General features: G+C 69.2%; 22 protein-coding genes. 9 read left to right on the top strand and 13 right to left on the bottom strand.

Going from position 1 to position 22,989, the window contains the following annotated elements:
* The first annotated feature begins 3 nt into the window (after positions 1–3).
* Positions 4–558, top strand: coding sequence for a DUF5642 family protein (locus AU194_RS32335; protein WP_369804243.1), 555 nt, complete (start codon positions 4–6; stop codon positions 556–558).
* Positions 559–578: 20 nt separating this feature from the next.
* Positions 579–1,235, top strand: coding sequence for a DUF5642 family protein (locus tag AU194_RS27120; RefSeq protein ID WP_059092372.1), 657 nt, complete (start codon positions 579–581; stop codon positions 1,233–1,235).
* 4 nt (positions 1,236–1,239) lie between these two features.
* Here the strand turns inward: AU194_RS27120 and AU194_RS27115 are convergent, their stop codons facing one another.
* Together AU194_RS27115 and soxR are read right to left on the bottom strand one after the other, a co-directional pair.
* Positions 1,240–1,836: an alpha-ketoglutarate-dependent dioxygenase AlkB gene (locus tag AU194_RS27115; protein WP_059092371.1), complete on the bottom strand. Its 597-nt coding sequence runs from the start codon at positions 1,834–1,836 to the stop codon at positions 1,240–1,242.
* 33 nt (positions 1,837–1,869) lie between these two features.
* Positions 1,870–2,301 (bottom strand): redox-sensitive transcriptional activator SoxR, encoded by a 432-nt coding sequence (gene soxR, locus AU194_RS27110; protein WP_059092370.1) that lies wholly within the window; start codon positions 2,299–2,301, stop codon positions 1,870–1,872.
* A gap of 48 nt (positions 2,302–2,349) precedes the next feature.
* On the opposite strand from soxR, the gene arcA reads away from it, so the two are divergent.
* Positions 2,350–3,558: an arginine deiminase gene (gene arcA, locus AU194_RS27105; RefSeq protein ID WP_059092369.1), complete on the top strand. Its 1,209-nt coding sequence runs from the start codon at positions 2,350–2,352 to the stop codon at positions 3,556–3,558.
* A gap of 64 nt (positions 3,559–3,622) precedes the next feature.
* On the opposite strand, the gene AU194_RS27100 is transcribed toward arcA, so the two are convergent.
* Both AU194_RS27100 and AU194_RS27095 read right to left on the bottom strand, forming a co-directional pair.
* A complete protein-coding gene (locus AU194_RS27100) occupies positions 3,623–4,477 on the bottom strand; it encodes a hypothetical protein (protein WP_059092368.1) in 855 nt (284 codons plus the stop codon).
* Positions 4,478–4,605: 128 nt separating this feature from the next.
* Positions 4,606–6,174 carry a dolichyl-phosphate-mannose--protein mannosyltransferase gene (locus AU194_RS27095; protein ID WP_197417755.1) on the bottom strand — a complete coding sequence of 523 codons (1,569 nt, stop codon included), beginning with the start codon at positions 6,172–6,174 and terminating at the stop codon, positions 4,606–4,608.
* Between AU194_RS27095 and rsmI the strand changes: the two genes are divergently transcribed.
* The gene (gene rsmI, locus AU194_RS27090) at positions 6,173–7,009 is read left to right on the top strand and encodes a 16S rRNA (cytidine(1402)-2'-O)-methyltransferase (protein WP_059092366.1); all 837 of its coding nucleotides are present in this window, start codon (positions 6,173–6,175) and stop codon (positions 7,007–7,009) included. The two genes, AU194_RS27095 and rsmI, sit on opposite strands and share 2 nt — an antisense overlap.
* On the opposite strand, the gene AU194_RS27085 is transcribed toward rsmI, so the two are convergent.
* The 8 genes from AU194_RS27085 to metG form a co-directional block, all read right to left on the bottom strand.
* Positions 7,006–7,389: a DUF1330 domain-containing protein gene (locus AU194_RS27085; protein WP_059092365.1), complete on the bottom strand. Its 384-nt coding sequence runs from the start codon at positions 7,387–7,389 to the stop codon at positions 7,006–7,008. The genes rsmI and AU194_RS27085 overlap by 4 nt on opposite strands.
* Positions 7,386–8,648, bottom strand: a complete 1,263-nt coding sequence (locus AU194_RS27080) for an aminodeoxychorismate synthase component I (protein ID WP_059092364.1) — start codon at positions 8,646–8,648, stop codon at positions 7,386–7,388. Before AU194_RS27080 ends, AU194_RS27085 begins: the two co-directional genes overlap by 4 nt.
* 19 nt (positions 8,649–8,667) lie before the next feature.
* Entirely contained in the window at positions 8,668–9,561 is an 894-nt protein-coding gene (locus AU194_RS27075; protein ID WP_059092363.1) for an RNA polymerase sigma-70 factor, read from the bottom strand.
* Positions 9,558–10,724 carry an NAD(P)/FAD-dependent oxidoreductase gene (locus AU194_RS27070; RefSeq protein ID WP_059092362.1) on the bottom strand — a complete coding sequence of 389 codons (1,167 nt, stop codon included), beginning with the start codon at positions 10,722–10,724 and terminating at the stop codon, positions 9,558–9,560. Before AU194_RS27070 ends, AU194_RS27075 begins: the two co-directional genes overlap by 4 nt.
* A 104-nt stretch (positions 10,725–10,828) precedes the next feature.
* The gene (gene sigJ, locus AU194_RS27065; RefSeq protein ID WP_059092361.1) at positions 10,829–11,734 is read right to left on the bottom strand and encodes an RNA polymerase sigma factor SigJ; all 906 of its coding nucleotides are present in this window, start codon (positions 11,732–11,734) and stop codon (positions 10,829–10,831) included.
* Positions 11,731–12,906, bottom strand: a complete 1,176-nt coding sequence (locus AU194_RS27060; protein ID WP_059092360.1) for an NAD(P)/FAD-dependent oxidoreductase — start codon at positions 12,904–12,906, stop codon at positions 11,731–11,733. Before AU194_RS27060 ends, sigJ begins: the two co-directional genes overlap by 4 nt.
* 91 nt (positions 12,907–12,997) lie before the next feature.
* The gene (gene gdhA, locus AU194_RS27055; RefSeq protein WP_059092359.1) at positions 12,998–14,344 is read right to left on the bottom strand and encodes an NADP-specific glutamate dehydrogenase; all 1,347 of its coding nucleotides are present in this window, start codon (positions 14,342–14,344) and stop codon (positions 12,998–13,000) included.
* Positions 14,341–15,897, bottom strand: coding sequence for a methionine--tRNA ligase (gene metG / locus AU194_RS27050; RefSeq protein WP_059092358.1), 1,557 nt, complete (start codon positions 15,895–15,897; stop codon positions 14,341–14,343). Before metG ends, gdhA begins: the two co-directional genes overlap by 4 nt.
* A 14-nt stretch (positions 15,898–15,911) precedes the next feature.
* Between metG and AU194_RS27045 the strand changes: the two genes are divergently transcribed.
* The 5 genes from AU194_RS27045 to AU194_RS27025 all read left to right on the top strand — a co-directional run bounded on the left by AU194_RS27045 (position 15,912) and on the right by AU194_RS27025 (position 21,813).
* Positions 15,912–16,763 (top strand): TatD family hydrolase, encoded by an 852-nt coding sequence (locus tag AU194_RS27045; protein ID WP_059092357.1) that lies wholly within the window; start codon positions 15,912–15,914, stop codon positions 16,761–16,763.
* 96 nt (positions 16,764–16,859) lie between these two features.
* Positions 16,860–17,987 (top strand): resuscitation-promoting factor, encoded by a 1,128-nt coding sequence (locus tag AU194_RS27040; protein ID WP_059092356.1) that lies wholly within the window; start codon positions 16,860–16,862, stop codon positions 17,985–17,987.
* Positions 17,984–18,868 (top strand): 16S rRNA (adenine(1518)-N(6)/adenine(1519)-N(6))-dimethyltransferase RsmA, encoded by an 885-nt coding sequence (gene rsmA, locus AU194_RS27035; RefSeq protein WP_059092355.1) that lies wholly within the window; start codon positions 17,984–17,986, stop codon positions 18,866–18,868. Before AU194_RS27040 ends, rsmA begins: the two co-directional genes overlap by 4 nt.
* Positions 18,869–18,890: 22 nt before the next feature.
* The gene (locus AU194_RS27030; protein ID WP_059092354.1) at positions 18,891–19,859 is read left to right on the top strand and encodes a 4-(cytidine 5'-diphospho)-2-C-methyl-D-erythritol kinase; all 969 of its coding nucleotides are present in this window, start codon (positions 18,891–18,893) and stop codon (positions 19,857–19,859) included.
* 319 nt (positions 19,860–20,178) lie between these two features.
* Complete coding sequence (locus AU194_RS27025; RefSeq protein WP_059092353.1) at positions 20,179–21,813, top strand: fatty acyl-AMP ligase; 1,635 nt, start codon at positions 20,179–20,181, stop codon at positions 21,811–21,813.
* On the opposite strand, the gene AU194_RS27020 is transcribed toward AU194_RS27025, so the two are convergent.
* Positions 21,806–22,989, bottom strand: a 1,184-nt coding sequence (locus AU194_RS27020; RefSeq protein WP_059092352.1) for a lipase maturation factor family protein, incomplete at its 5' end; no start/stop codon positions are given. The two genes, AU194_RS27025 and AU194_RS27020, sit on opposite strands and share 8 nt — an antisense overlap.

Here is a 22,989-nt window from a genome sequence, read left to right as displayed (position 1 = left end):
CCACTGCCGCCGCCTGCTGCTCCCGAGACAGAGTCCATCAACGCGACGGAGACGACTCCCGTTGTCCGGGGTCTCGGCGGGCGGGTCGCGCCGCTGGCGCAGTGGGGCTACGGCCTGAACTGGTCGGCTGATCCGCCGCAGTGCGGTGTGCTCGCCGACCCGCCGGTTGAACCCTCGACGGTGCGGGGGTGGTCGGCGTCGGGGGGAGGCGGGATCGTCTACGTGCTGGCAGCGGGCGGCGCCGCACCCGTCGATCCCGCGGTGCTCGACGAGTGCCGGGAGTGGACCATGGCCGCCGGGCCGACCACCGGCGGCGTGCGCCTGGTCGATCCGCCGTCTCTCACGGGCATGACCGGTGTCGGCATGGCCGCCGACACCGTCACCGTCGTCGAGGGCGGTACCGAAACCCGTTCGCACGCTGAGACATTCGTCGTCCACGAGGGTGCGCACCTGGTCGCGGTCACCGTCGTGACCGATCCCGGGTCAGCGCACCCCGCGCTCGACGGGGACTTCGCCACGGATCTGCTCACCCGCACCGTTGCGGCGTTGCGGAGTTGACCGCCGGTACATTGGCGGCGATGTCCATCCCGAAGACGATCGTGGCCGCGGCGTGCGCCGGACTCCTCGCCGCATGTGGGTCCGCACCTGATCACTCAGACGCCGACATCGCCCGCATCTCCGAGGTGAAGTCGACGTTCGGCGAGTCGTTCCAGTACCGCGACGTCGCGCCGACGGGTATCGATCCCAAGCTGCTGCAGCCGCAGAAGATGCCGCCGGGGATGACGTTCCGGCCGCCGGAGTGCGCGAAGTTCGCCGAAGGCCAACTGCCCGAAGCGGATCTGCGGGGCAACATGGCCGCCGCCACCGCGGAGGGCGAGGGTAACCGGTTCATCGCGCTGGCCGTGGAGACCAACACGCCGGTCCCGGCGCTCGACACCGGCGAGGACTGCAAGAAGGTCGAGTTCAGCGGGGCCGGGGTGCGCGGCGCCGTCGAGGTGGTCGAGGCGCCGCACATCGACGGTGTGCAGACCACCGCGACGCACCGGGTGCTGCAGACCGTCGTGGCGGGCGCACCGCGCATCGGCGAGCTGTACAACTACACCGCCCGCTTCGGCTCCTACCTGGTGATCGTCACGGCCAATCCGCTGGTGATCCCGGACAAGCCGGTCGCCCCGGTGAACACCGAACGGGCGCGCCGGTTGCTCGTCGATGCGGTGGCCGCCGTCCAGGGCTGACGGCTCAGCGCACGTCGTGCGGGCGGAACTGGATGCTGATCCGCGGGCCGGTCGGGCGGGTGGTCTTCGGGATCGCGTGTTCCCATGTGCGCTGGCAGGATCCGCCCATCACGAGCAGGTCGCCGTGGTGGTGCTGGATGCGCAGGGACGGGCCGCCGCCGCGCGGCCGCAGGGCGAACGTGCGGGTTGCGCCGAGCCCGACGATCGCGACCATCGTGTCCTCGCGGCTGCTGCGGCCGATGTTGTCGCCGTGCCAGGCGACGCTGTCGTTGCCGTCGCGGTAGAGGCACAGCCCGGCGGTGGTGAACTGCTCGCCGAGTTCGCCGCCGTAGGTGTCGTTGAGCCGGCGGCGCATGTGCTTGAGCCGCGGATGCGGCGCCTCGTTTTCGACGAGGTTGTGGAAGCTGAGCAGGCGTGGCACGTCGAGCACCCGGTCGTACATCTGGCGGCGTTCGGCGCGCCAGGGGATGGTGTCACGCAGTTCGTCGAACAGCGTGTCCGCGTCGGTCAGCCAGCCCGACCGCACGTCGAGCCACGCGCCGTTGCCGAGTATCCGGCGCTCTGCGTGCTCGAAAAGCGAGCCCTGTAGAGCCAGCTCCATGGAAGCCAGTGTATCGCACAGGCGTTCGATGGCTCAGAGGCGAACGGGTCCGGGTCCGCTACCGGCGAGGACGTCCCCGGGGTTGGCCAGCGCGCAGGTCTTCAGGCTCAGGCATCCGCAGCCGATGCACCCGGCGAGATTGTCGCGCAGGCGCTGCAGGTGCAGGATCCGTTCGTCGAGGTCCTCGCGCCAGCTGGCCGACAGTTTGGCCCAGTCCTTGCTGGTGGGGACGCGGTCGGTCGGCAGCGTGGCCAGCGCGGCGCGGATGCGGGCCAGCGGGATGCCGAGCCGCTGGGACATCCGGATGAAGGCGACCCGCCGTAGCGTCTCGCGGGCGTAGCGGCGTTGGTTGCCCGCGGTGCGCCTGCTGGTGATGAGGCCTTCGCGTTCGTAGAAGTGCAGGGCGGAGATCGCGACACCGCTGCGGGTCGCCATTTCGCTCGGGGTCAGCTCGTGGCCGTCCATGACTCTGAACCATACTTGAGGTCTCCACGGAAGGGTGAGGGCGCTACGGTGCTAGATGTGACACTGGGCTGCGATTCCGAGGTCGGCACGTTGCGTGTGGCCATCCTGCACCGCCCCGGCGCGGAACTGCAGCGGCTGACTCCGCGCAACAACGACGCGCTGCTGTTCGACGGGTTGCCGTGGGTGTCACGCGCCCAGGAGGAACACGACGCGTTCGCGGCACTGCTGCGCTCGCGCGGTGTCGAGGTGCTGCTGCTGGCCGAACTGCTGACCGAAGCGCTCTCGAGCGGTGCGGCGCGGATGCAGGGGATCGCGGCCGCCGTCGACCCCCGGCGGCTGGGAGTGCCGCTGGCGCAGGAACTCTCGGCGTTCCTGCGGACGCTGGAACCGGCGACGCTGGCGCACGTACTGGTGGCGGGGATGACGTTCAACGAGTTGCCGTTCGACGCGACCGATCTGTCGCTGGTTCGGCTCATGCACCACGGCGGCGACTTCGTCATCGACCCGCTGCCGAATCTGCTGTTCACCCGCGACTCGTCGTTCTGGATGGGTCCGCGGGTCGCGATCACCTCGCTGTCGCTGCCCGCCAGGTCGCGGGAGACCTCGCTGACCGATCTGATTTATGCCCACCATCCGCGGTTCCTCGGGGTGCGGCGAGCGTACGAGTCGCGGTCGGCGCCGGTCGAGGGTGGTGACGTGCTGCTGCTCGCACCCGGGGTGGTCGCGGTCGGGGTGGGGGAGCGGACCACGCCCGCCGGTGCGGAAGCGTTGGCACGCAGCCTGTTCGACGACGACCTCGCGCACACGGTGCTGGCGGTGCCGATCGCGCAGGAGCGGGCGCAGATGCATCTCGACACGGTCTGCACGATGGTCGACGTCGACGCTGTCGTCATGTATCCGAACGTGGTGGACACGTTGTCGGCGTTCACGATTCGGCGCAACGGCGACGGCGGGGTGCGGATAGACGACGCCGCGCCGTTCGTCGCCGCGGCCGCCGACGCGATGGGTATCGAGCGGCTGCGGGTGATCGACACGGGGCTCGACCCGGTGACCGCCGAACGGGAGCAGTGGGACGACGGCAACAACACGCTCGCGCTCGCGCCGGGTGTCGTCGCCGCGTATGAGCGCAACACCGAAACCAATGCGCGCCTTGCGGATTCGGGTATCGAGGTGTTGCCGATCGCGGCGTCGGAGTTGGGTACCGGCCGCGGCGGGCCGCGCTGTATGTCGTGTCCGGCGGCCCGCGACCCGCTGTAGGTTTCTGCGCGAACTCACGCGAAGATTGCACTCACGGTCGTGGAATGCCCACGTTGCACAACCGTCAGCGCAATGTCTGAGGTGTCCATCCGCGGCGGGCGAACGCTTCGCGGACCCGGTGAAGGATGAACCGCCTGCTGTGCTCCTTGACGACCTTGATGTCGATCCAACCCTCGCCCTCGATGAGTTCTGCGCGTCCGATGTCGTAGACATACTGTCCGCGGTCGGTGCTGTGGTGTGCACCCTCGTAGTCCAGGCCCACCTTCGGTTCGTCGTAACCCATGTCGATGAAGGCCTCGCGGTAACCGTCGCTCACCCGGATCTGCGTCCGCGGCCGCGGCAAGCCCGCATCGATGAGCAACAGGCGCAGCCAGGTCTCCTTCGGCGACTCCGCGCCGGCGTCCATCAGGTCGAGGGCAACGCGGGCACGCGGCAGTCCGCGCGCACGCGGGTAACGCTCCGCCAGCGCGAGTGCTTGCGCCGCAGTGACACCGGTGGCCCGCGACAACGCGTCAAGATGGGTGACCGCCGCGTCGCGGGGTAGATGTCTTGCGAGGTCGAAGGCCGTCCGGTGCGGCGCGGTCACCACAAGACCGCCGACTTCGCGCATCTCGTCGTCGGCGATGCGCTCGTTGCGGACGATGATTCCCTCGGGCGGCCGCCCGCATTGCCACAACATCTCGATCGGCGTTGTCGAGCCCACCCACTGCGCACCGTGGATCGCCGCTGCGGCGCGGCCGGTCACGACGCCGTTCCTGCCGGTCCACAGCCAGGCGCCTGCGGTCATCAGCCGGAGCGTCTGCGGCGACGCCTTCGGCGCGTAGACATCGGGGAAGAGTCGGCGGTAGTTCCAGCGCAGTTGGCCGCGGGTGAGCGCTCCGCTCGCCAGTAGTTCACCGCCGACCACCACCTCCGACATGGCTCGATGCTGACGTCGGCCGCTGACAGATCCGGCTGTCGCAGGCAGACATTGCGCCCAGGGTTGTGGATAACAGCTTCGGCACAGCCCTCAGCGCAATGTCTCGCCCGCGCAAAGCGCAAAACGTCTCAGCGCCAGCTCGGCAGCCAGATCTGCATATGCCACGTCGACTGGCTGATCGGAATCCCCGTCAGGATCGGGTACAGCCACGCGAAATTCGTGATCACCAACGCCACATAGCCGGCGACGACGATCAACCCCAGTGTCCGCCGCTCGGCGTTCTGCCGCGGCGCGTGCAGGAGGTCGCCGAGGATCAACGCGATCGCCATCACCAGGAACGGCGCCATCACCGCCGCGTAGAAGAAGTACATCTGCCGGTCGATGTCGGCGAACCACGGCAGGAATCCGGCCGCATACCCGGTCAGCACGACGCCGTAGCGCCAGTCGCGCTTCACGAACGCCCGCCACACCGCCCAGCCGAGCACCGGCACCGCGATGAACCACATCGCCGGCGTGCCCACCAGCATCACGGCCTTCACACACGACTGCGCACCACACCCCGGCACGTCCTGGTTGTCGATCGCGTAGAGCACCGGCCGCAGCGACATCGGCCACGCCCACGGCTTCGACTCCCACGGATGGTGGTTCCCGTCGGCGTTGGTCAGCCCGGAATGGAACCGGTAGGCCGCATACGTGTAGTGCCACAGCGAGCGGATCGCGTCGGGAATCGGCAGCACACTGTCCGGGCCGATCGACTGCCCGACCTCGTGCCGGTTCACCCCGGTCTCGGAGGCGAACCACGGGGTGTATGACGCCAGGTACACCCCGAACGGGATCAGCACGAGCGCGTACAGCGACGGCCCCAGGTCGCGCCGCAACGCCCCCAGCCAAGGCCGTCGCACCCGGTACTGGCGGCGCGCCGCGATGTCGAACGCCAGCGTCAGCACCCCGAAGAACGCGACGAAGTACAGCCCCGACCACTTCGTCGCGCACGCCAGGCCGAGCAGCACGCCCGCACCGAAACGCCACCACCGCACGCCGAGCCGCGGCCCCCATGGGGTCTCGGCGATCCGGCCCTCGATCAACGCGACGTGCATCCGCTCGCGCACCTGGTCGCGGTCGACGATCAGGCAGCCGAACGCGGCGACGACGAAGAACGTGAGGAACCCGTCGAGCAGCGCGGTGCGGGAGGCGACGAAGCTGACCCCGTCGGCGATCAACAGCAGCCCGGCCACCCCGCCGATCAGCGTCGAGCGGCTGATCCGCCGCACGATCCGCGCGACCAGCAGCACCAGCAGCACCCCGCACACCGCGCCGGAGAACCGCCACCCCACGCCGTTGTAGCCGAACAGCCCCTCGCCGATCGCGATCAGCTGCTTGCCGACGGGCGGGTGCACCACCAGCCCGTAGCCGGGGTTGTCCTCGACGCCGTTGTTGTTCAGCACCTGCCAGGCCTGCGGCGCGTAGTGCTTCTCGTCGAAGATCGGCGTACCCGCATCGGTCGGCGAGCCGAGGTTGAGGAATCGGGTGATCGCAGCGAGTGCGGTGACCACCGCGGTCATCGCCCAGCCCTGCAACCGGTCCAGCGGTCCGAAGTCGGCCACCGGCATCAACGGGGCGGGGCTGATGACCGGAACCGCGCGCGGAGCGTCGGTGGCGGGGGCGGTCACGTCTTCAGATCGTAGGCTGTGGACCATGACCGCCGGTCGTCTGCTTCTCGGCGCCACCCCGCTCGGCCAACCCGGCGACGCTTCCCAGCGACTGGTGAACGCCCTCGCCCGCGCCGACATCGTCGCCGCCGAGGACACCCGCCGCATCCGCCAACTCGCGCAGTCGCTGGGCGTGCGCCCGGTCGGACGGGTGCTGAGCCTGTTCGACCAGAACGAGGCATCCCGCGTCCCCATGCTGGTCGAGGCCGTCAAATCGGGTGCGACGGTGCTCGTGGTCAGCGATGCGGGGATGCCGCTGATCAACGACCCGGGCTACCGGCTGGTCAGCGCGTGCGCCGAGGCCGGGCTGACGGTCAGCTGTCTGCCCGGGCCCTCGGCGGTGACGACGGCGCTGGCGGTGTCCGGGCTGCCGTCGGACCGGTTCTGCTTCGAGGGCTTCCCGCCGCGCAAACAGGCCGCCCGGGTGTCGTGGTTCGCCGCGCTGGCCGCCGAACAGCGCACCTGCGTGTTCTTCGAGTCGCCCCGCCGCCTGGCCGACACGCTGCGCGACGCGGCCGCCGCGCTCGGCGGGGACCGCCGCGTCGTGGTGTGCCGCGAGCTGACCAAGACCCACGAGGAGGTCAAGCGCGGCACCCTGGCCGAACTCGCCGAGTGGGCGGCCGACGGGGTGCTGGGCGAGGTGACGGTGGTGCTGGCCGGTGCGGTGCCGTCGACCGACATCGACATGCTCGTCGCGGAGGTCAACGAACGGGTGGAGGCGGGCGTGCGGGTCAAGGACGCCTGCGCCGAGGTCGTCGCCGCCTATCCGGGCGCGCCGTCGCGGCGCGAACTGTACGACGCGGTGCTGCGGGCGCGCGATTAGGACAGCGCCGACCAGTGCGTGGTCGCGATCAGCTCCGCCCGTTCGAGGGCCTGGGCGCGGTGGACGTGGATCTGGTTGTACTCCTCGCTGGTGACCATCTCGAGGAACGCCGACGGCGTCGGGTACTGCACGACGAGGATGACGTCCCACCACGGGCTGCCCTCGTCGCCGAGGACGAATGCGGGTGAGGTCCCGCCGTAGACCACCTTCGCGCCGACGCGCTCGAGGAACGGGGCGACCGCGGCGCCGTAGCGCTGATAGCTCGCCAACCCGTCGGGTTCGGCGAACTTGAGCAGGTTCACCATCACGACCGGCTGGTCGGACGGGAAGTCGGTGAGCGCGGGCAGCGGCATCGGGCCGGCGTCGAGGGAATCACTCATACCGGGTTGACTATCACAGATCGGTCGCCGCGCGGAACCGCCGCCGACGGGCCGACGATCGCCGCGGCCTTGTGCAGGCATTCGTCCCATTCGCGGTCGGGGTCCGAATCGGCGGTGATCCCGCCGCCGACGCCGAGCGCCGCGCACCCGTCGGTGTCGAACTCCACCGTGCGGATCGCGACGTTGAGTTCACACCCCGCGACGGGTGAGGCGAGACCGATTGTGCCGCAGTAGATCCCGCGGCGAAGCGGTTCCCACGTCCGCAGCAGGGTGCGGGCCCGGCCCTTGGGCGTTCCGGTCACCGACGCCGGGGGGAACGTCGCGTCGAGCACCTCGGACATCGGCCGGGCGGGGTCGATCTCGGCGCTGACCGTAGACACCAGATGCCATACCCCGGGGGCGGGCCGGACGGTCAGCAGGTCGGGCACGGTCACCGACCCGGTCTCCGCGACGCGGCCGAGGTCGTTGCGCACCAGGTCGACGATCATCACGTTCTCCGCGACGTCCTTGACCGAGGCGCGCAGGTCGGCGGGGTCCGCCCAGGCCGGCAGCGTGCCCTTGATCGGGCTCGACGTCACGGTGCTGCCGCGGCGGCGCAGGAACAGCTCCGGGGACAGTGATGCGACCGCACCCCACTCGCCGGCGAGGTACGCCGCGCGGGCGGGGGAGGTGCGCGCGGCGGTGTCGACGAAGAAGTCCAGCGGCGCGCCGCGGAGACGGCCGGCGAATTGCGTGCACACGCACGCCTGGTACACCTCGCCGGCGGCGATCGCCTCCAGGCATTCGAGCACTCCGCGGCGGTGTGTCTCGTGATCCGGTGCGGTCCAGTCGATCTCGAACGGCGACGGTGCCTCGGGCGCCGAAACCGCCGCCGCCACCCAGGCGGGAAGTGCTGCGCTGTCGAGGCTTTCGTACCACCAGCAGCGGTCCCGGTCGCGGCGCAGCACGCAGTCCGACCAGCCGCCCGCCGCCACGGGGATGCGCGGGGGACGACCGTCGGCGCCGGAGTCGGGATACGAGAGGTAGCCGAACCACCCGCCGCCGACGGCGTCACCGGAGCCCGAACCGGTCGGCACCTCGAACACCTCGGAGGCCGGGACCGGGCGGACCGCCACCGACGGTGCGATGACGGCGGTCGAGTCGAACCAGTCGCCGAACAGCGCGGCGGGCGGGGCGAATCCGAGTGCGGCGCCGGCCCGGCCGACGGCGGCCAGGACCCCGGGCGCGTCACCCAGGTCGCCGAGCCGCTCGATCCGCACGGCCCAAGCCTGACACAGGTCAGCGGCTGATCGCCCGCGGGATGTCGACGCCTGCGAGCTTGTCGGGGTTGCGCATCGCGTAGAAGTGGGTGATCTTCCCGTCCACGATCTCGACGGTGACGATCCCCTCGAAGCTGTCGCCGAGGTAGAGCTTCAGCGCGGGGGCGTTGTTGTAGACGGCCGGTTCGACGTGACCGTCATCGCCGGCGACCCGCAGCAGACCCATGACCAGTTTGCCGACCCGGTCCGCGCCGACCACCGGACGGCGGGCCGCACTGCGCTTGCCGGCGCTGTCGGCGGTCCACACCACGTCGGGCGCCAGCACCTCCATCAGCGCGTCGACGTCACCGGTGGCCGCCGCGGCGAGGAACTGCGACGTGATCTCCATCGAGGTCTTCGGATCCACGGGTTCGAACCGCTTGCGCCGGGACTGCACGTGTTCCCGGGCCCGGTGGGCCATCTGACGCACCGCGGTCACGGATTTGCCGATGGCCGAGGCGATCTCGTCGTGGCTGAAGCCGAACACCTCGCGCAGTACGAACACCGCGCGTTCGTCGGGGGTCAGCGTCTCCAGCACGACGAGCATCGCCATCGACACCGATTCGGCGAGCACCACATCGGCGGAGGCGTCGGCACTCTCGACGAGCAGCGGCTCGGGCAGCCACGGGCCGATGTAGTCCTCACGCCTGCGGGATTGGGCGCGCAGCGCGTTGAGGGCCTGCCGGGTGACGAGCTGGGCGAGGTAGGCCTTCGTGTCCTGCACCGTCGACAGGTCCACCTCCGCCCAGCGTAGGTAGCTCTCCTGCAGCACGTCGTCGGATTCGGTTGCGCTACCCAGGATCTCGTAGGCGATCGTGAACAGCAGCGGCCGCAGCAGCGTGAACCGTTCGGCGTGCTCCGTCGGCGTGGTCATCGCACCGGTACCGCCTCGGCCACCCGCTGCTGACGCTTACCGCCCTTGAGCCAGAAGTAGCTCCCCGGTTTGCGCGCTTCGCGGGACAGGAATGAGATCGTGCCCTTGCAGACCGTCTCCTTGATCGATGCCGCCACCCGGCCGCCGATGTGCCAGCGCATGACCCGGTCGTCGAGGTGGGCCAGTTGGATGAGGCCCGCATCGCGGCCCAGGCTGATGCACTGACCGGTGAAGGCCTGGTTCAACACCTTCGGCTCCTCGCCGGCGATGCGGCTCAGCACCGTGTTGGCGGCCTGCGCACCGAGCGGAATCGCCGCCTGGCAGCTCATGCGCAACGGGAGGTCCGACGGTGCCGACGCGTCACCCGCGGCGACGATCCGGTCGTCGTCCACACTGCTGAGCGTCTCGTCGGTGAGCAGCCGACCGATGCGGTCTGTGGTCAGGCCGCTGCGGGCGGCCAGGTCGGGCACTCCGAAGCCGGCCGTCCACACCGTGACGGCGCTGGCGAGTCGGCGGCCGTCGGCGAGCGTGACCGCATCGCGGTGCACTTCGGTGACCACCGCATCCGGCCCGTCGAGCACGGCCACATCGAGCTCGGCGAACCGCTTGGCCGCGGCTCGGCGCCCCGCGGTGCTCAGGTAGGGACCGAGCACGTTGCCGCAGACCAGGGTGACCCGGCGGCCCTGCTCGGCGAGTTCGGCGGCCACCTCCATACCCGTCGGACCTGCCCCCACGACGACGATCGGCGCGTCGGGGGCGGCATCGACGAGCGCCGCGCGCAGCGGCTCGCCGTGTTCGAACTCCGAGATCGGGTAGGCGAACTCGGCTGCGCCGGGCACCTCGAGGGCGGCGCCGGTGCTGCCCACGGCATAGATCAGATAGTCGTAGTCGAGCGCGTCACCGGAGGTGAGTTCCACCCGGCGCGCCGCCGCGTCGATCCGGTCCGCGGAGTCCACGGCCAACCGGATCCCGTCGCCGAGCACGGTGCCGAAGTCGACGACGGCGTCGTCGGATCCGGTCGCGAGCTGGTGCAGCCGGATCCGCTCGACGAACTGCGGCCGCGGGTTGACCAGGGTGATGTCGACGTCGGGGTTCTGACGAAGGTGGTTGGCGGCCATCACGCCGGCGTATCCGCCACCGACGACGACGATGCGGGTGTTCATCGGGTGTACCTCCTGGGGTCATCCGGCACATCTTCGAGCCGGTCTGTCCTCGAGACACCTGGCACACGGGAAGTGTGACAGCTCAGCCGGGAAAGTGGTGCACGTCACTCCCGGCTGATCGAACGGGGCACGGAGATCCCGGTCAGTTTGTCCGGGTTGGCCATCGCGTAGAAGTGGGCGATCCGGCCGTCGACGACGTCGATGAGGACCACCCCCTTCACCTCGTCACCGCTGGACACGACGACGGCGGGGGTGCTGTTGTACGTCGCCGTGGCGAACCGGATGTCCGGGACCTGCTTGGGCGCGGCGCGGAAGAAGCCGGCGACCAGGGCTGCCACCTTCCTGGCGCCGAGCACCGGCCGGCGGATTGCCTTGGCCCGGCCGCCCGAGTCGGTGATCCATGCGGCGTCGGGGGCGAGCACCGACAGCAGCCCGTCGATGTCGCCGGTCTCCGCGGCCGCGATGAACCGCTCGGTGACCCGCGCGGCGTCGGCGGTGTCGACGGGGCCTGACCGGATGCGTCTGGCGTGGACGTGTGCGCGGGCGCGGTACGCCATCTGGCGTACCGCGCCGACGGACTTCCCGACCGCGTCGGCGATCTCGCCGTGGTCGAAGCCGAACACCTCGTGCAGGACGAACACCGCCCGCTCGTCGGGGGTGAGCGTCTCCAGCACCACCAGCATCGCCATCGACACGGATTCGGCGAGGATGACGTCGGAGGAGGCGTCGGCCCCGTCGAGCAGCAGCGGTTCGGGCAGCCAGGGGCCGACGTAATCCTCCCGACGGCGGCTGTTCGAGCGCAGAGTGTTGAGCGCCTGCCGGGTCACCAGCTGTGCCAGATACGACCTGGTGTCCCGCACCGTCGCGAGGTCCACCTCCGCCCACCGCAGGTAGCTGTCCTGCAGCACATCATCGGATTCGCTTGCGCTGCCGAGGATCTCGTAGGCGATCGTGAACAACAGCGGCCTCAACGGCGTGAAGCGCTCCGCATGTCCGCCGTCGGTGGTCACGGCTCCGCGACCACCTCGAACGCCGGCCGCTGCGGACGCGGACCACCGCTGAGCCGCGGCGACGAGCCGGGCTTGCGGGCCTCCCGGCGCAGACCCCAAACTGTGCCCCGGACGATCACCTCCTTCAGCACGGCGGCCACCCGGCCGCCGATGTAGAGGTCGACCGGGGTGTCGTCCATCCGGCCGAACTGCACGATGCCGGCGTGGCGGCCGAGGCTGGTGCAACTCCCCGGGATGCCGTAGGAGAAGTCCACCGGTTCGGTGCCCGCGATCCGGCGCAGCACGGTCTCGGCGGCCTGCGGACCGAGCTGGGACGCCGTCGCGCAGCACATGCGCAGCGGCACACCCGACGGGGCGGCGCAGTCACCCGCCGCGACGATCCGGTCGTCGTCGACACTGGTCAGCGTCTCGTCGGTGAGCAGCCGGCCCAGCGCATCGGTGTGCAACCCGCTGGTCGCCGCCAACTGGGGCACGCCGAAACCGGTCGTCCAGACGGTCAATGCGCTGGGGCGGACCGCGCCGCCGGCGAGGACCACCGCGTCGGATCGCACCTCGGTCACCACGTCGCTCTCCAGCACTGCGACGCCCAGTTTCGCCATCACCTTGGCGACCGACCGCCTGCCGGGCCGGGACAGCGACGGGGCGAGCCGGCCGCCGCAGACGATCGCGACCCGGTGGCCCTGCTCGGCGAGTTCGGTGGCGACCTCGATTCCGGTCAGCCCGCCCCCGACGACTGTCACCGGTGCGTCCGGGTGCAGCGCGTCCAGTGCCGCGTGTAGCCGCTGGGCCTGTTCGAGTTCGGCGACGGGATAAGCGAATTCGTCCGCACCGGGCACCGAGGCCGGGACCGCGCCGGTGCTGCCGACCGCGTAGACGAGGTAGTCGTAATCGAGGGTGCCGCCGGACAATAGTTCGACTCGGCGGGCGCCGGCGTCGATGCGGGTCGCGGTGTCGACGACGAGTCGGATCCCCTCGCCGAGCAGGGTGCCGTAGTCGACAGTGGCTTCGGCGGTGCCCGCGGCCAGCTGGTGCAGCCGGATCCGTTCGACGAAACGCGGGCGCGGATTGACCAGTGTGATGTCGGTGTCGCCGCGCATCCGGAGATGGTTGGCCGCCAGGGTGCCGCTGTATCCGCCGCCGATGACGACGATGTGGGGCCGCTGGACCGTCATGGTGTCTCCTTCAATTCAGGGGGTGATGCCCCTGAGACACCGGATGCGGCGCGAACGTCACGCGCGCGGACATGGGTGTGAGATAGATCACTCAGATGAGGCCGAGGGCGAGCATCGCGTCGGCCACCCGCGTGAACCCGGCGATGTTGGCGCCCGCGACGTAATTGCCCGGCTGTCCGTATTCGTCGGCGGTCCGTAGGCAGCGGTCGTGGATGCGGCTCATGATCTCGGCGAGGCGCTCCTCGGTCTCATCGAACGTCCACGAATCGCGCGACGCGTTCTGCTGCATCTCCAGCGCGCTGGTGGCGACACCGCCGGCATTGACGGCCTTACCCGGCGCGAAGACCGTGTCCGAGTCGGCGAATACCTTCACCGCCTCCGGCGTGCACGGCATGTTCGCGCCCTCGGCGACGACGCGGCAGCCGCCCTTGACCAGCTTGGTGGCGTCGGCGCCGTTGATCTCGTTCTGGGTGGCGCACGGCACCGCGATGTCGCATTCGGTGTCCCACACGTTGCCCGTGACGAACTTGCTTCGGCCACCGCGCATTTCGGCGTACTCGGAGATGCGGGCGCGCCGCACCTCCTTGATCTCCTTGAGCGCGGCGACGTCGATGCCATCAGGGTCGACCACGTATCCATCGGAATCCGAACACGCGATCACGATCCCGCCGAGGTGCTGGATCTTCTCGATCGCGTAGATGGCCACGTTGCCGGACCCCGACACCACCACGCGTTTCCCGTCGAAGGACTCCCCGCGGGACTTGAGGATGTCGGCGATGAAGAACACCGTCCCGTAACCGGTGGCCTCGGTGCGCACCAGCGATCCGCCCCACGTGATGCCCTTACCGGTGAGCGTGCCGGATTCGTAGCGGTTGGTGATGCGCTTGTACTGGCCGAACAGGAACCCGATCTCGCGGGTGCCGACGCCGATGTCGCCGGCGGGCACGTCGGTGTACTCCCCGATGTGGCGGTAGAGCTCGGTCATGAACGACTGACAGAACCGCATGATCTCGCCGCGCGAGCGGCCCTTGGGGTCGAAGTCCGATCCGCCCTTGCCGCCGCCGATCGGCATCCCGGTCAGCGAGTTCTTGAAGATCTGCTCGAAGCCGAGGAACTTCACGATGCCCAGGTACACCGAGGGATGGAACCGCAGCCCGCCCTTGAACGGTCCCAGCGCCGAGTTGAACTCGACGCGGAAGCCGCGATTCATCTGGACCGCGCCGCTGTCGTCGACCCACGGCACCCGGAACAGGATCTGCCGTTCGGGCTCGCACAGCCGCCGGATGACGGCGGTGTCGGCGTAGTCGGGATGTTTGGCCACCACCGGTCCGAGGCTCTGGAGCACCTCGTAGACGGCCTGGTGGAACTCCGTCTCGCCGGGGTTGCGTTTGGCCACCTCCTCGAAGGTGTCCTGCAGCTTCTCGTGCAGTCCGTTCATTTCTCGTCCACCTGATATCTGGGAAACACACCTTCGGGCTTCGGTAGTGCGGTGCCCGGGGCGAGGCGGGTCGAAACGGCGGTGAAGTCGCGGGTGTCGGCGGGTTGGCCGACCAGGTCGAGCAGTCTGGCCATCGAATCCGGCATCACCGGCTGACTCAGCAGCGCCGCGATCCGGACGGTCTCCAGCGTCGTGTAGAGCACGGTGCGGAACCGGACCTGATCGGCCTCGGCCTCCGACTTGCGCAGCACCCACGGTTCCTGGGCGGAGAAGTACCGGTTGGCCGCGCCGAGCACCGACCAGATCGCCTCCAGCGCGAGGTGCATCGCCTGCTCGGAGTAGTGGCCGCGGATCCGCTCCAACAGTCCGTCGGCGGCGTCGAGCAGCGCCGAGTCCTCGGCGGTGAACTCACCCGGTTCGGGGACCGCGCTGCCGAGGTTCTTGGCGACCATCGACAGCGAACGCTGCGCGAGGTTGCCCAGCTCGTTGGCCAGGTCGGCGTTGATCCGGCCGATGATGGCGTCCTCGCTGTAGCTGCCGTCCTGCCCGAACGGCACCTCGCGCAGGAAGAAGTAGCGCACCGCGTCGACGCCGAACTCCTCGACCAGTGCGATCGGGTCGACGACGTTACCCACCGATTTGCTCATCTTCTCGCCCTTGACGTTGATGAAGCCGTGGGCGAAGACCCGTCGTGGCAGCTCGATCCCGGCCGACATCAGGAACGCGGGCCAGTACACGGTGTGGAACCGGATGATGTCCTTGCCGATGACGTGCAGATCGGCGGGCCAGTACTTCTCGAAAGCCTCGGAGGACACGTCGGGGAAGCCGACGCCGGTGAGGTAGTTGGTCAGGGCGTCCACCCAGACGTACATGACGTGGTCGGGATGTCCCGGGACCGGGACGCCCCAGTCGAATGTGGTGCGCGAGATCGACAGGTCGCGCAGCCCGCCGGACACGAAGCTGATCACCTCGTTGCGGCGGACATCCGGTCCGATGAACTCGGGATGGGCCTCGTAGTGGGCCAGCAGCCGGTCGGTGTAGGCCGACAGTCGGAAGAAGTACGTCTGCTCCTCGGTCCACGTCACCGGGGTGCCGGTCTCGATGGAGTACTTCTCGCCGTCGTCGCGGGTCTCGATCTCGTCATCGGTGTAGAAGCGTTCGTCGCGTACCGAGTACCAGCCGGAGTACGAGTCCAGGTAGATGTCGCCGGCGGCGTCCATCCGCTTCCACAGTTCCACCGATGCGTCCAGGTGGTCGGGATCCGACGTCCGGATGAACCGATCGAACGAGGTGCCCAGCCGGTTCTGCATCGCCTGGAAGGTGTCCGAGTTGCGCAGCGCCAGCTCCGCGGTGGGGATACCTTCCTTCTCCGCGGTCTGCGCCATCTTCAGGCCGTGCACGTCGGTGCCGGTCAGGAAGCGGACGTCGAAGCCGTCGAGCCGTTTGAACCGGGCGAGGGCGTCGGTCGCGATCTTCTCGTAGGCGTGCCCGATGTGCGGTGCGCCATTGGGGTAGTCGATCGCAGTGGTGATGTAGTACGGCGGCTTGCTCATGTCACGCTCACTCTATGGTGTTCCAGGTGAGTCGCTCGAACCGTCCGGCCCCGCCCCTTCCCGAACCGTTGAGCCCCCTGGTCGATGCGCACACCCATCTGGATGCCTGCGGGGCGCGCGACGGCGATGACGTCCGCGCCGTGCTGGACCGTGCGGGTGCGGTCGGGGTGGGCGCGGTGGTGACGATCGCCGACGACCTGGACGCCGCGCGCTGGGCGGTGCAGGCCAGTGGGTGGGACGACCGGGTGTACGCGGCGGTCGCCCTGCACCCGACCCGCGCCGACGCGCTCACCGACGACGCGCGCGTCGAACTCGAACGGCTCGCGGCGCATCCGCGCGTCGTCGCGGTCGGGGAGACCGGCATGGATCTGTACTGGCCGGGCAAGCTCGACGGCTGCGCCGCACCGGACAGCCAGCGGGAGGCCTTCGCCTGGCACATCGACCTCGCCAAACGCACCGGTAAGCCGCTGATGATCCACAACCGCGACGCCGATGCCGCCGTCCTCGACGTCCTCGCCGCCGAGGGCGCCCCGGAGACCGTGATCTTCCACTGCTTCTCGTCAGATGCGCAGATGGCGCGCACCTGCGTGGACGCGGGCTGGGTGCTCAGCCTGTCGGGCACCGTGAGCTTCAAGAACTCGCATGCGCTGCGGGAGGCGGCGCAGCTGATCCCCGCCGAGCAGCTGCTGGTGGAAACGGACGCACCATTTCTCACCCCGCATCCGTACCGCGGCGCGCCCAACGAGCCCTACTGTCTGCCCTACACCGTGCGGGCGCTGGCCGACGTGCGCCGGGAGCCTGCCGAGCAGCTCGCGCAGCAAACCGCGGCGAATGCGAACCGCGTCTACGGCCTCGCTACGAGTTGAAACCCCCTCCAGACTTCGTTACCGTCTTGTGATCGTAAGCGGACTTAGCTCCGTTTTTTGAAACGTTTGTACCAATAACAGGGATTCGCCGGGACTTTGACCGCTCTGAACAGGCTGCACGAGGCGCGCTCGCCGATGCTGCGCATCGTGGTGGGCGCCCTGCTGGTCGCGCTCACCTTCGCGGGCGGATACGCCGTCACCACGCACAAAACCGTCACGCTGTCGGTGGACGGCACCGAGACCACCGTGTCCACGATGAAGACGCGGGTCATCGACGTCGTCGAGGAGAACGGTTTCGAGGTGGGTGAGCGCGACGACCTCTACCCGGCCGGTGACTCCGAGGTGCAGCAGGCCGAGAAGATCGTGCTGCGTCGCAGCCGTCCGCTGGACATCTCGCTGGACGGCCAGTCGACCAAGCAGGTGTGGACCACCGCGTCGACGGTCGACGAGGCGCTGGCCCAGCTCCAGATGGACGACAGCGCACCCGCCGCGGCCTCGCGCGGCAGCCGCGTCCCCCTCGGTGGGATGTCACTGCCGGTGGTCAGCCCCAAGACCGTCCAGATCGACGACGGCGGCGCCGTGCGCACCGTCCGACTGGCCGCCCCGAACGTGGCAGGTCTGCTCGACGCCGCGGGTGTCCCGCTGCAGCAGCGCGACACCGTCGTGCCTGCCGCGACGTCCCCGGTCGTCGACGGTATGCAGATCCAGGTAACTCGCATCCGGGTCGAGAAGATCACCGAGCGGCGGCCCCTCGAGCCGGCGCACACCCGCATCGAGGACGTCGACATGAACATGAGTCGACAGATCGTCGAAGATCCGGGAAATCCGGGAGAACAAGACGTCACTTTTGCTGTCTCGAAGGTCAACGGTGTGGAGACCGGCAGATTGCCAGTAGCCAATGTCGTCGTTGCACCCGCAAGGAATGCCGTCGTCCGGGTGGGCGCGAAGCCCGGTACAGAGGTGCCGGAAGTGCGGGCCGGAGCTACCTGGGATGCCTTGGCGCAGTGTGAAGCCGGAGGTAACTGGGCCATCAACACCGGCAACGGATATTTCGGTGGTGTCCAATTTGATCAAAACACCTGGGAGCGCAACGGTGGTCTGAGGTATGCTCCGAGGGCAGATCTGGCGACAAGAGAAGAACAGATCGCGATTGCTGAGGTCACGCGGGCAAGGCAAGGCTGGGGAGCCTGGCCCACGTGTAGTGGAAGGTTGGGGGCGTCGTGACAATTCGACTGCTCGGGCGGACAGAAATCCGGCGCCTGGCGAAAGACATCGACTTTCGCCCGCGTAAGTCATTTGGGCAAAATTTCGTTCACGATGCGAACACCGTGCGCCGGATCGTCTCGGCCTCCGGTGTGCACCGGCACGACCACGTCCTCGAGGTCGGGCCCGGGCTCGGTTCGCTGACGCTGGCGTTGCTCGACCGCGGCGCGCACGTCACCGCCGTGGAGATCGACCCCCTGCTCGCCCAGCAGCTCCCGACCACGATCGCCGACCACTCGCACAGCGAGATCAACCGGCTGACGGTGCTCAACCAGGACATCCTGACGCTGATGCCGTCGGATCTGGAGAACCAGCCCACCGCCCTGGTCGCGAACCTGCCCTACAACGTCGCGGTGCCCGCACTGCTGCACCTGCTGGCCGAGTTCCCGACCATCCGCTCGGTGATGGTCATGGTCCAGGCCGAGGTGGCCGAGCGGCTCGCCGCCGACCCGGGCGGCAAGGACTACGGCGTGCCGAGCGCCAAGGTGCGGTTCTACGGCAACGTCCGCCGCTACGGCATGGTCTCCCCGACGGTCTTCTGGCCGATCCCGCGCGTGTACTCCGGGCTGGTCCGCATCGACCGGTACGAGACGTCGCCGTGGCCGACCGACGCCGCCTTCCGCGATCAGGTGTTCGAACTCATCGACATCGCCTTCGCGCAGCGCCGCAAGACCTCCCGCAACGCCTTCGCGGAGTGGGCCGGCTCGGGTAACGAGTCCGCGCGCCGCCTGCTGGCCGCCAGCATCGATCCGTCGCGCCGGGGTGAGACCCTCGCGATCGCCGACTTCGTGCGGTTGTTGCAGCGGTCCGAGGAAGCCGAGGAGCAGGTCCGCGTCCCGTAGTACTGCGGGATAGTGTCGAGCGGTGCGCAACGGCAACACCGCCTCTGAGTGGGTGCCCACCGGATCGGTCACCGTGCGGGTGCCCGGCAAGGTCAATCTGTTCCTGGGTGTCGGTGATCTGCGGGCCGACGGATACCACGATCTGACGACGGTGTTCCACGCGGTGTCCCTGCTCGACGAGGTCACCGTCTCGACCGCCGACACGCTGTCGGTCGAACTGTCCGGTGAAGGTGTGGAGTCCCTGCCCACCGACCGTCGCAACCTCGCTTGGCGGGCCGCCGAACTGATGGCCGACCACGTCGGCCGGGCCCCAGACGTCGCGATCTCCATCGACAAGTCGATCCCCGTCGCCGGCGGGATGGCCGGCGGCAGCGCCGACGCCGCGGGCGTCCTCGTCGCGATGAACCACCTCTGGGAGCTCGGCGTCCCGCGGCGCGATCTGCACGCGATGGCCACCGAACTCGGCAGCGATGTGCCGTTCGCCCTTCACGGCGGTACCGCGCTGGGCACCGGCCGCGGTGAGGAGCTGGCCACCGTCCTGGCCCGCAGCACGTTCCACTGGGTGCTGGCGTTCGCGCGCAAGGGGTTGTCGACGCCGAAGGTGTTCGGTGAACTCGACCGCCTGCGCGCCGACACCGGCTCCGGGAGGACGGGGCCGGCCCGCCTCGGTGACCCGGAGCCGATCCTGGCCGCGTTGGCGTCCGGAGACGCGCACCGCCTGGCGCCCCTGCTCGGCAACGATCTGCAGTCGGCCGCGCTGAGCCTCTACCCCGAGCTGAGGCGCACGCTGCGCGCCGGACTGGACGCCGGCGCCCTGGCGGCGATCGTGTCCGGCTCCGGACCGACATGCGCGTTCCTGTGCCCCTCGTCGCCCGCCGCGATCGACGTGGGCGCTCAACTGGCCGGTGCGGGCGTCTGCCGGACCGTAAGGGTGGCCAGTGGACCGGTGCAGGGCGCCCGGGTGGTGCCTGCGCCGTCGCCGTCGGCGTGACGCGACCTGGGTCGTTGCATTCGTGAAGTGTGACGGAGACCTCAATTGCTGCGACAGTTTGGCAGTTACTTAAGGGTCTCTTAAGATGGTCGACGGTGAAAGCTAGCGGTCGAGTACCGGACGTGTGTCCTTTCCCCGCCGGTACGGCCGGCGGGTTTCGACGTGGACCCGCGATCGCATCAACGTTGCATCACCCGTTGCATCACCCGTTTCGATACCCAACTGCTCCTGAATCGTGTGCGCGTGCCTACTCGGCAACGCCCGTGGACAGGCGGAGCATGAGAAGCCGGGCATTGTCGCCGGTCCCCAGGAGGTTGCCGTGAGCAGGTTCACCGAGAAGATGTACCGCAACGCGCGCACCGTCAGCACCGGCATGGTGACCGGCGAGCCGCACGAGCCGATCCGCCACACCTGGGGTGAGGTGCACGAGCGCGCCCGTCGGATCGCGGGCGGACTCGCCGAGGCCGGTGTCGGGCGCGGTGACGCGGTCGGCGTCCTCGCCGGCTACCCGGTGGAGATCGCCCCGACCGCCCAGGGGCTGTGGATGCGCGGCGCGAGCCTGACGATGCTGCACCAGCCCACCCCGCGCACCGACCTCGCGATGTGGGCCGAGGACACCATGAACGTCATCGGCATGATCGAGGCCAAGGCCGTGATCGTGTCCGAACCCTTCATCGTCGCCATCCCGGTGCTGAAGGAGAAGGGCATCCTCGTGCTCACGGTCGAGGAACTGCTCGCCGCCGAGCCGATCGACCCGATCGATGTCGGCGAGGACGACCTCGCGCTGATGCAGCTGACGTCGGGGTCCACCGGATCCCCGAAGGCCGTGCAGATCACCCACCGCAACATCCACTCCAACGCCGAGGCGATGTTCATCGGCGCGGAGTACGACGTCGAGAAAGACGTCATGGTCAGCTGGCTGCCCTGTTTCCACGACATGGGCATGGTCGGCTTCCTGACCATCCCGATGTACTTCGGCGCCGAGCTGGTCAAGGTCACGCCGATGGACTTCCTGCGCGACACCCTGCTGTGGGCCAAGCTCATCGACAAGTACAAGGGCACGATGACCGCGGCGCCGAACTTCGCGTACGCGCTGCTGGCCAAGCGGCTGCGCCGCCAGGCCACCCCGGGTGAGTTCGACCTGTCGACGCTGCGCTTCGCGCTGTCGGGCGCCGAGCCCGTCGAACCGGCCGACGTCGAGGACCTGATCGACGCGGGCAAGCCGTTCGGCCTCAAGCCCGAGGCGATCCTGCCGGCGTACGGCATGGCCGAGACCACCCTGGCGGTGTCGTTCTCGCCGTGCAACGCCGGTCTGGTGGTCGACGAGGTGGACGCCGACCTGCTGGCTGCTCTCCGCCGTGCCGTACCCGCGACCAAGGGACACACCAAGCGGCTCGCCACGCTGGGGCCGCTGCTCACCGACCTCGAAGCCCGCATCATCGACGAACAGGGCAATGTCATGCCGCCCCGCGGCGTCGGCGTCATCGAACTGCGCGGCGAATGCGTCACCCCCGGCTACATGACCATGGGCGGCTTCGTCCCGGCGCAGGACGAGCACGGCTGGTACGACACCGGCGACCTCGGCTACATCACCGAGGAAGGCCACGTCGTGGTGTGCGGCCGCGTCAAGGACGTCATCATCATGGCCGGGCGGAACATCTACCCGACCGACATCGAGCGCGCCGCGGGCCGTGTCGAGGGGGTGCGCCCCGGTTGCGCCGTCGCCGTCCGCCTGGACGCCGGCCACTCACGGGAGACCTTCGCCGTCGCGGTGGAGTGCAACAACTGGCAGGACCCCAACGAGGTGCGCCGGATCGAGCATCAGGTCGCCCACGAGGTGGTGTCCGAGGTCGACGTGCGCCCGCGCAACGTCGTGGTGCTCGGACCGGGCAGCATCCCGAAGACCTCCTCGGGCAAGCTGCGCCGCGCCAACTCGGTCTCGCTGGTCACCTAGGCCGCAGGCGCACGGGCGGCAGGTAGTCGGACACGTACGTCCGGCGCCACCAGATCCGCTCGTCGCGCAGTTCGCGCCAGGTACTGAACCGGTACTCGTAGAGCCGCGCCCGCACATGGCGGGGCGGCGCGTCCGGGAACGGGTTGTGCCGCAGCAGCTTCAGCGTCGGCGCATCGTTCTCGAGCAACCGCACGATGAACGGCCGGAACCAGTCCCGCCCATAGGTCGGGCTCAGCGCGGCGAACCACATCAGCCAGTCCAGCCGCAGATGGTAGGGCGCCCACTGGCGCGGCCACCGGTGCGGATCGTCCGGTTTGCCCTTGAACCCGTACTCCTTCCACACCGTCTGAGCGGTGACCACCGCGTCGTCGGTGCCTTCGACGGCGATCTCGTAGCGGATGCGGCTGATCGACCCGAACGCCCCGTAGGTGTTCATCAGGTGGTAGGGGTTGAACGCCGCGTTCATGCGCTGTCGGCTCGAGACCATGTTGCGCACCGGCCAGTAGCTCATCACCACGGCCGCGGCAGCCGCGGCGGTGACCAGGACGGTGAACCACAGCGGAGTGTCCGGCAGGGCCGGCTGATCCAGTACCGGCAGCACCGACGCGAACGCGGTGTGGTCGAGTGCGCTGACGGCCAGGACGATCGTGATCCAGTTGAGCCACGCGAAGTTCCCCGACAACACCAGCCACAGCTGGGTGGTGATCACGATTGCGCCTGCGATCGACGCGACCGGCTGCGGCGCGAACAACGCGAACGGGACGACGAGTTGGGCGAAGTGGTTACCCGCCACCTCGACCCGGTGCAGCGGCTTGGGCAGGTGATGGAAGAACCAACTCAGCGGACCCGGCATCGGTTGCGTCTCATGGTGATAGTCCAGGCACGTCAGATCGCGCCAGCACCGGTCGCCGCGCATCTTGATCAGCCCCGCACCGAATTCCAGCCGGAACACCAGCCAGCGGGCGAGCAGGATCGCGAACAGCGGTGGTGCCGTCTCGTCGTTGCCGAGCAGCAGCGCGACGAACCCTGCCTCCAAAAGCACTGACTCCCAACCGAACCCGTACCACCGCTGCCCGACGTTGACGATGGACAGGTAGAGCACCCACAGCGTCAGCCACATCACCGTCGCCGCCCACAGCGGGACGAGATTCGTGACCCCGGCGACCACCGCGACCG

The organism is Mycobacterium sp. GA-2829 (genome assembly GCF_001499965.1).
Taxonomy (GTDB): domain Bacteria; phylum Actinomycetota; class Actinomycetes; order Mycobacteriales; family Mycobacteriaceae; genus Mycobacterium.
The sequence above is the reverse complement of the archived record's forward strand: the minus strand, read 5'-3'. Positions and strand labels throughout refer to the sequence as shown.

Excerpts from the sequence above, each read along its gene's own strand:
- AU194_RS27115 (WP_059092371.1), bottom strand. The coding sequence starts at position 1,836 with ATGGAGCTGGCTCTACAGGGCTCGCTTTTCGAGCACGCAGAGCGCCGG.
- AU194_RS27100 (WP_059092368.1), bottom strand. The coding sequence starts at position 4,477 with ATGTCGGAGGTGGTGGTCGGCGGTGAACTACTGGCGAGCGGAGCGCTC.
- AU194_RS27075 (WP_059092363.1), bottom strand. The coding sequence starts at position 9,561 with ATGACCACGCCGACGGAGCACGCCGAACGGTTCACGCTGCTGCGGCCG.
- soxR (WP_059092370.1), bottom strand. The coding sequence starts at position 2,301 with ATGGACGGCCACGAGCTGACCCCGAGCGAAATGGCGACCCGCAGCGGT.
- rsmI (WP_059092366.1), top strand. The coding sequence starts at position 6,173 with ATGACCGCCGGTCGTCTGCTTCTCGGCGCCACCCCGCTCGGCCAACCC.
- AU194_RS27070 (WP_059092362.1), bottom strand. The coding sequence starts at position 10,724 with ATGAACACCCGCATCGTCGTCGTCGGTGGCGGATACGCCGGCGTGATG.
- gdhA (WP_059092359.1), bottom strand. The coding sequence starts at position 14,344 with ATGAACGGACTGCACGAGAAGCTGCAGGACACCTTCGAGGAGGTGGCC.
- AU194_RS27085 (WP_059092365.1), bottom strand. The coding sequence starts at position 7,389 with ATGAGTGATTCCCTCGACGCCGGCCCGATGCCGCTGCCCGCGCTCACC.
- AU194_RS27060 (WP_059092360.1), bottom strand. The coding sequence starts at position 12,906 with ATGACGGTCCAGCGGCCCCACATCGTCGTCATCGGCGGCGGATACAGC.
- AU194_RS27120 (WP_059092372.1), top strand. The coding sequence starts at position 579 with ATGTCCATCCCGAAGACGATCGTGGCCGCGGCGTGCGCCGGACTCCTC.
- AU194_RS27095 (WP_197417755.1), bottom strand. The coding sequence starts at position 6,174 with ATGGTCCACAGCCTACGATCTGAAGACGTGACCGCCCCCGCCACCGAC.
- AU194_RS27045 (WP_059092357.1), top strand. The coding sequence starts at position 15,912 with ATGGTGTTCCAGGTGAGTCGCTCGAACCGTCCGGCCCCGCCCCTTCCC.
- metG (WP_059092358.1), bottom strand. The coding sequence starts at position 15,897 with ATGAGCAAGCCGCCGTACTACATCACCACTGCGATCGACTACCCCAAT.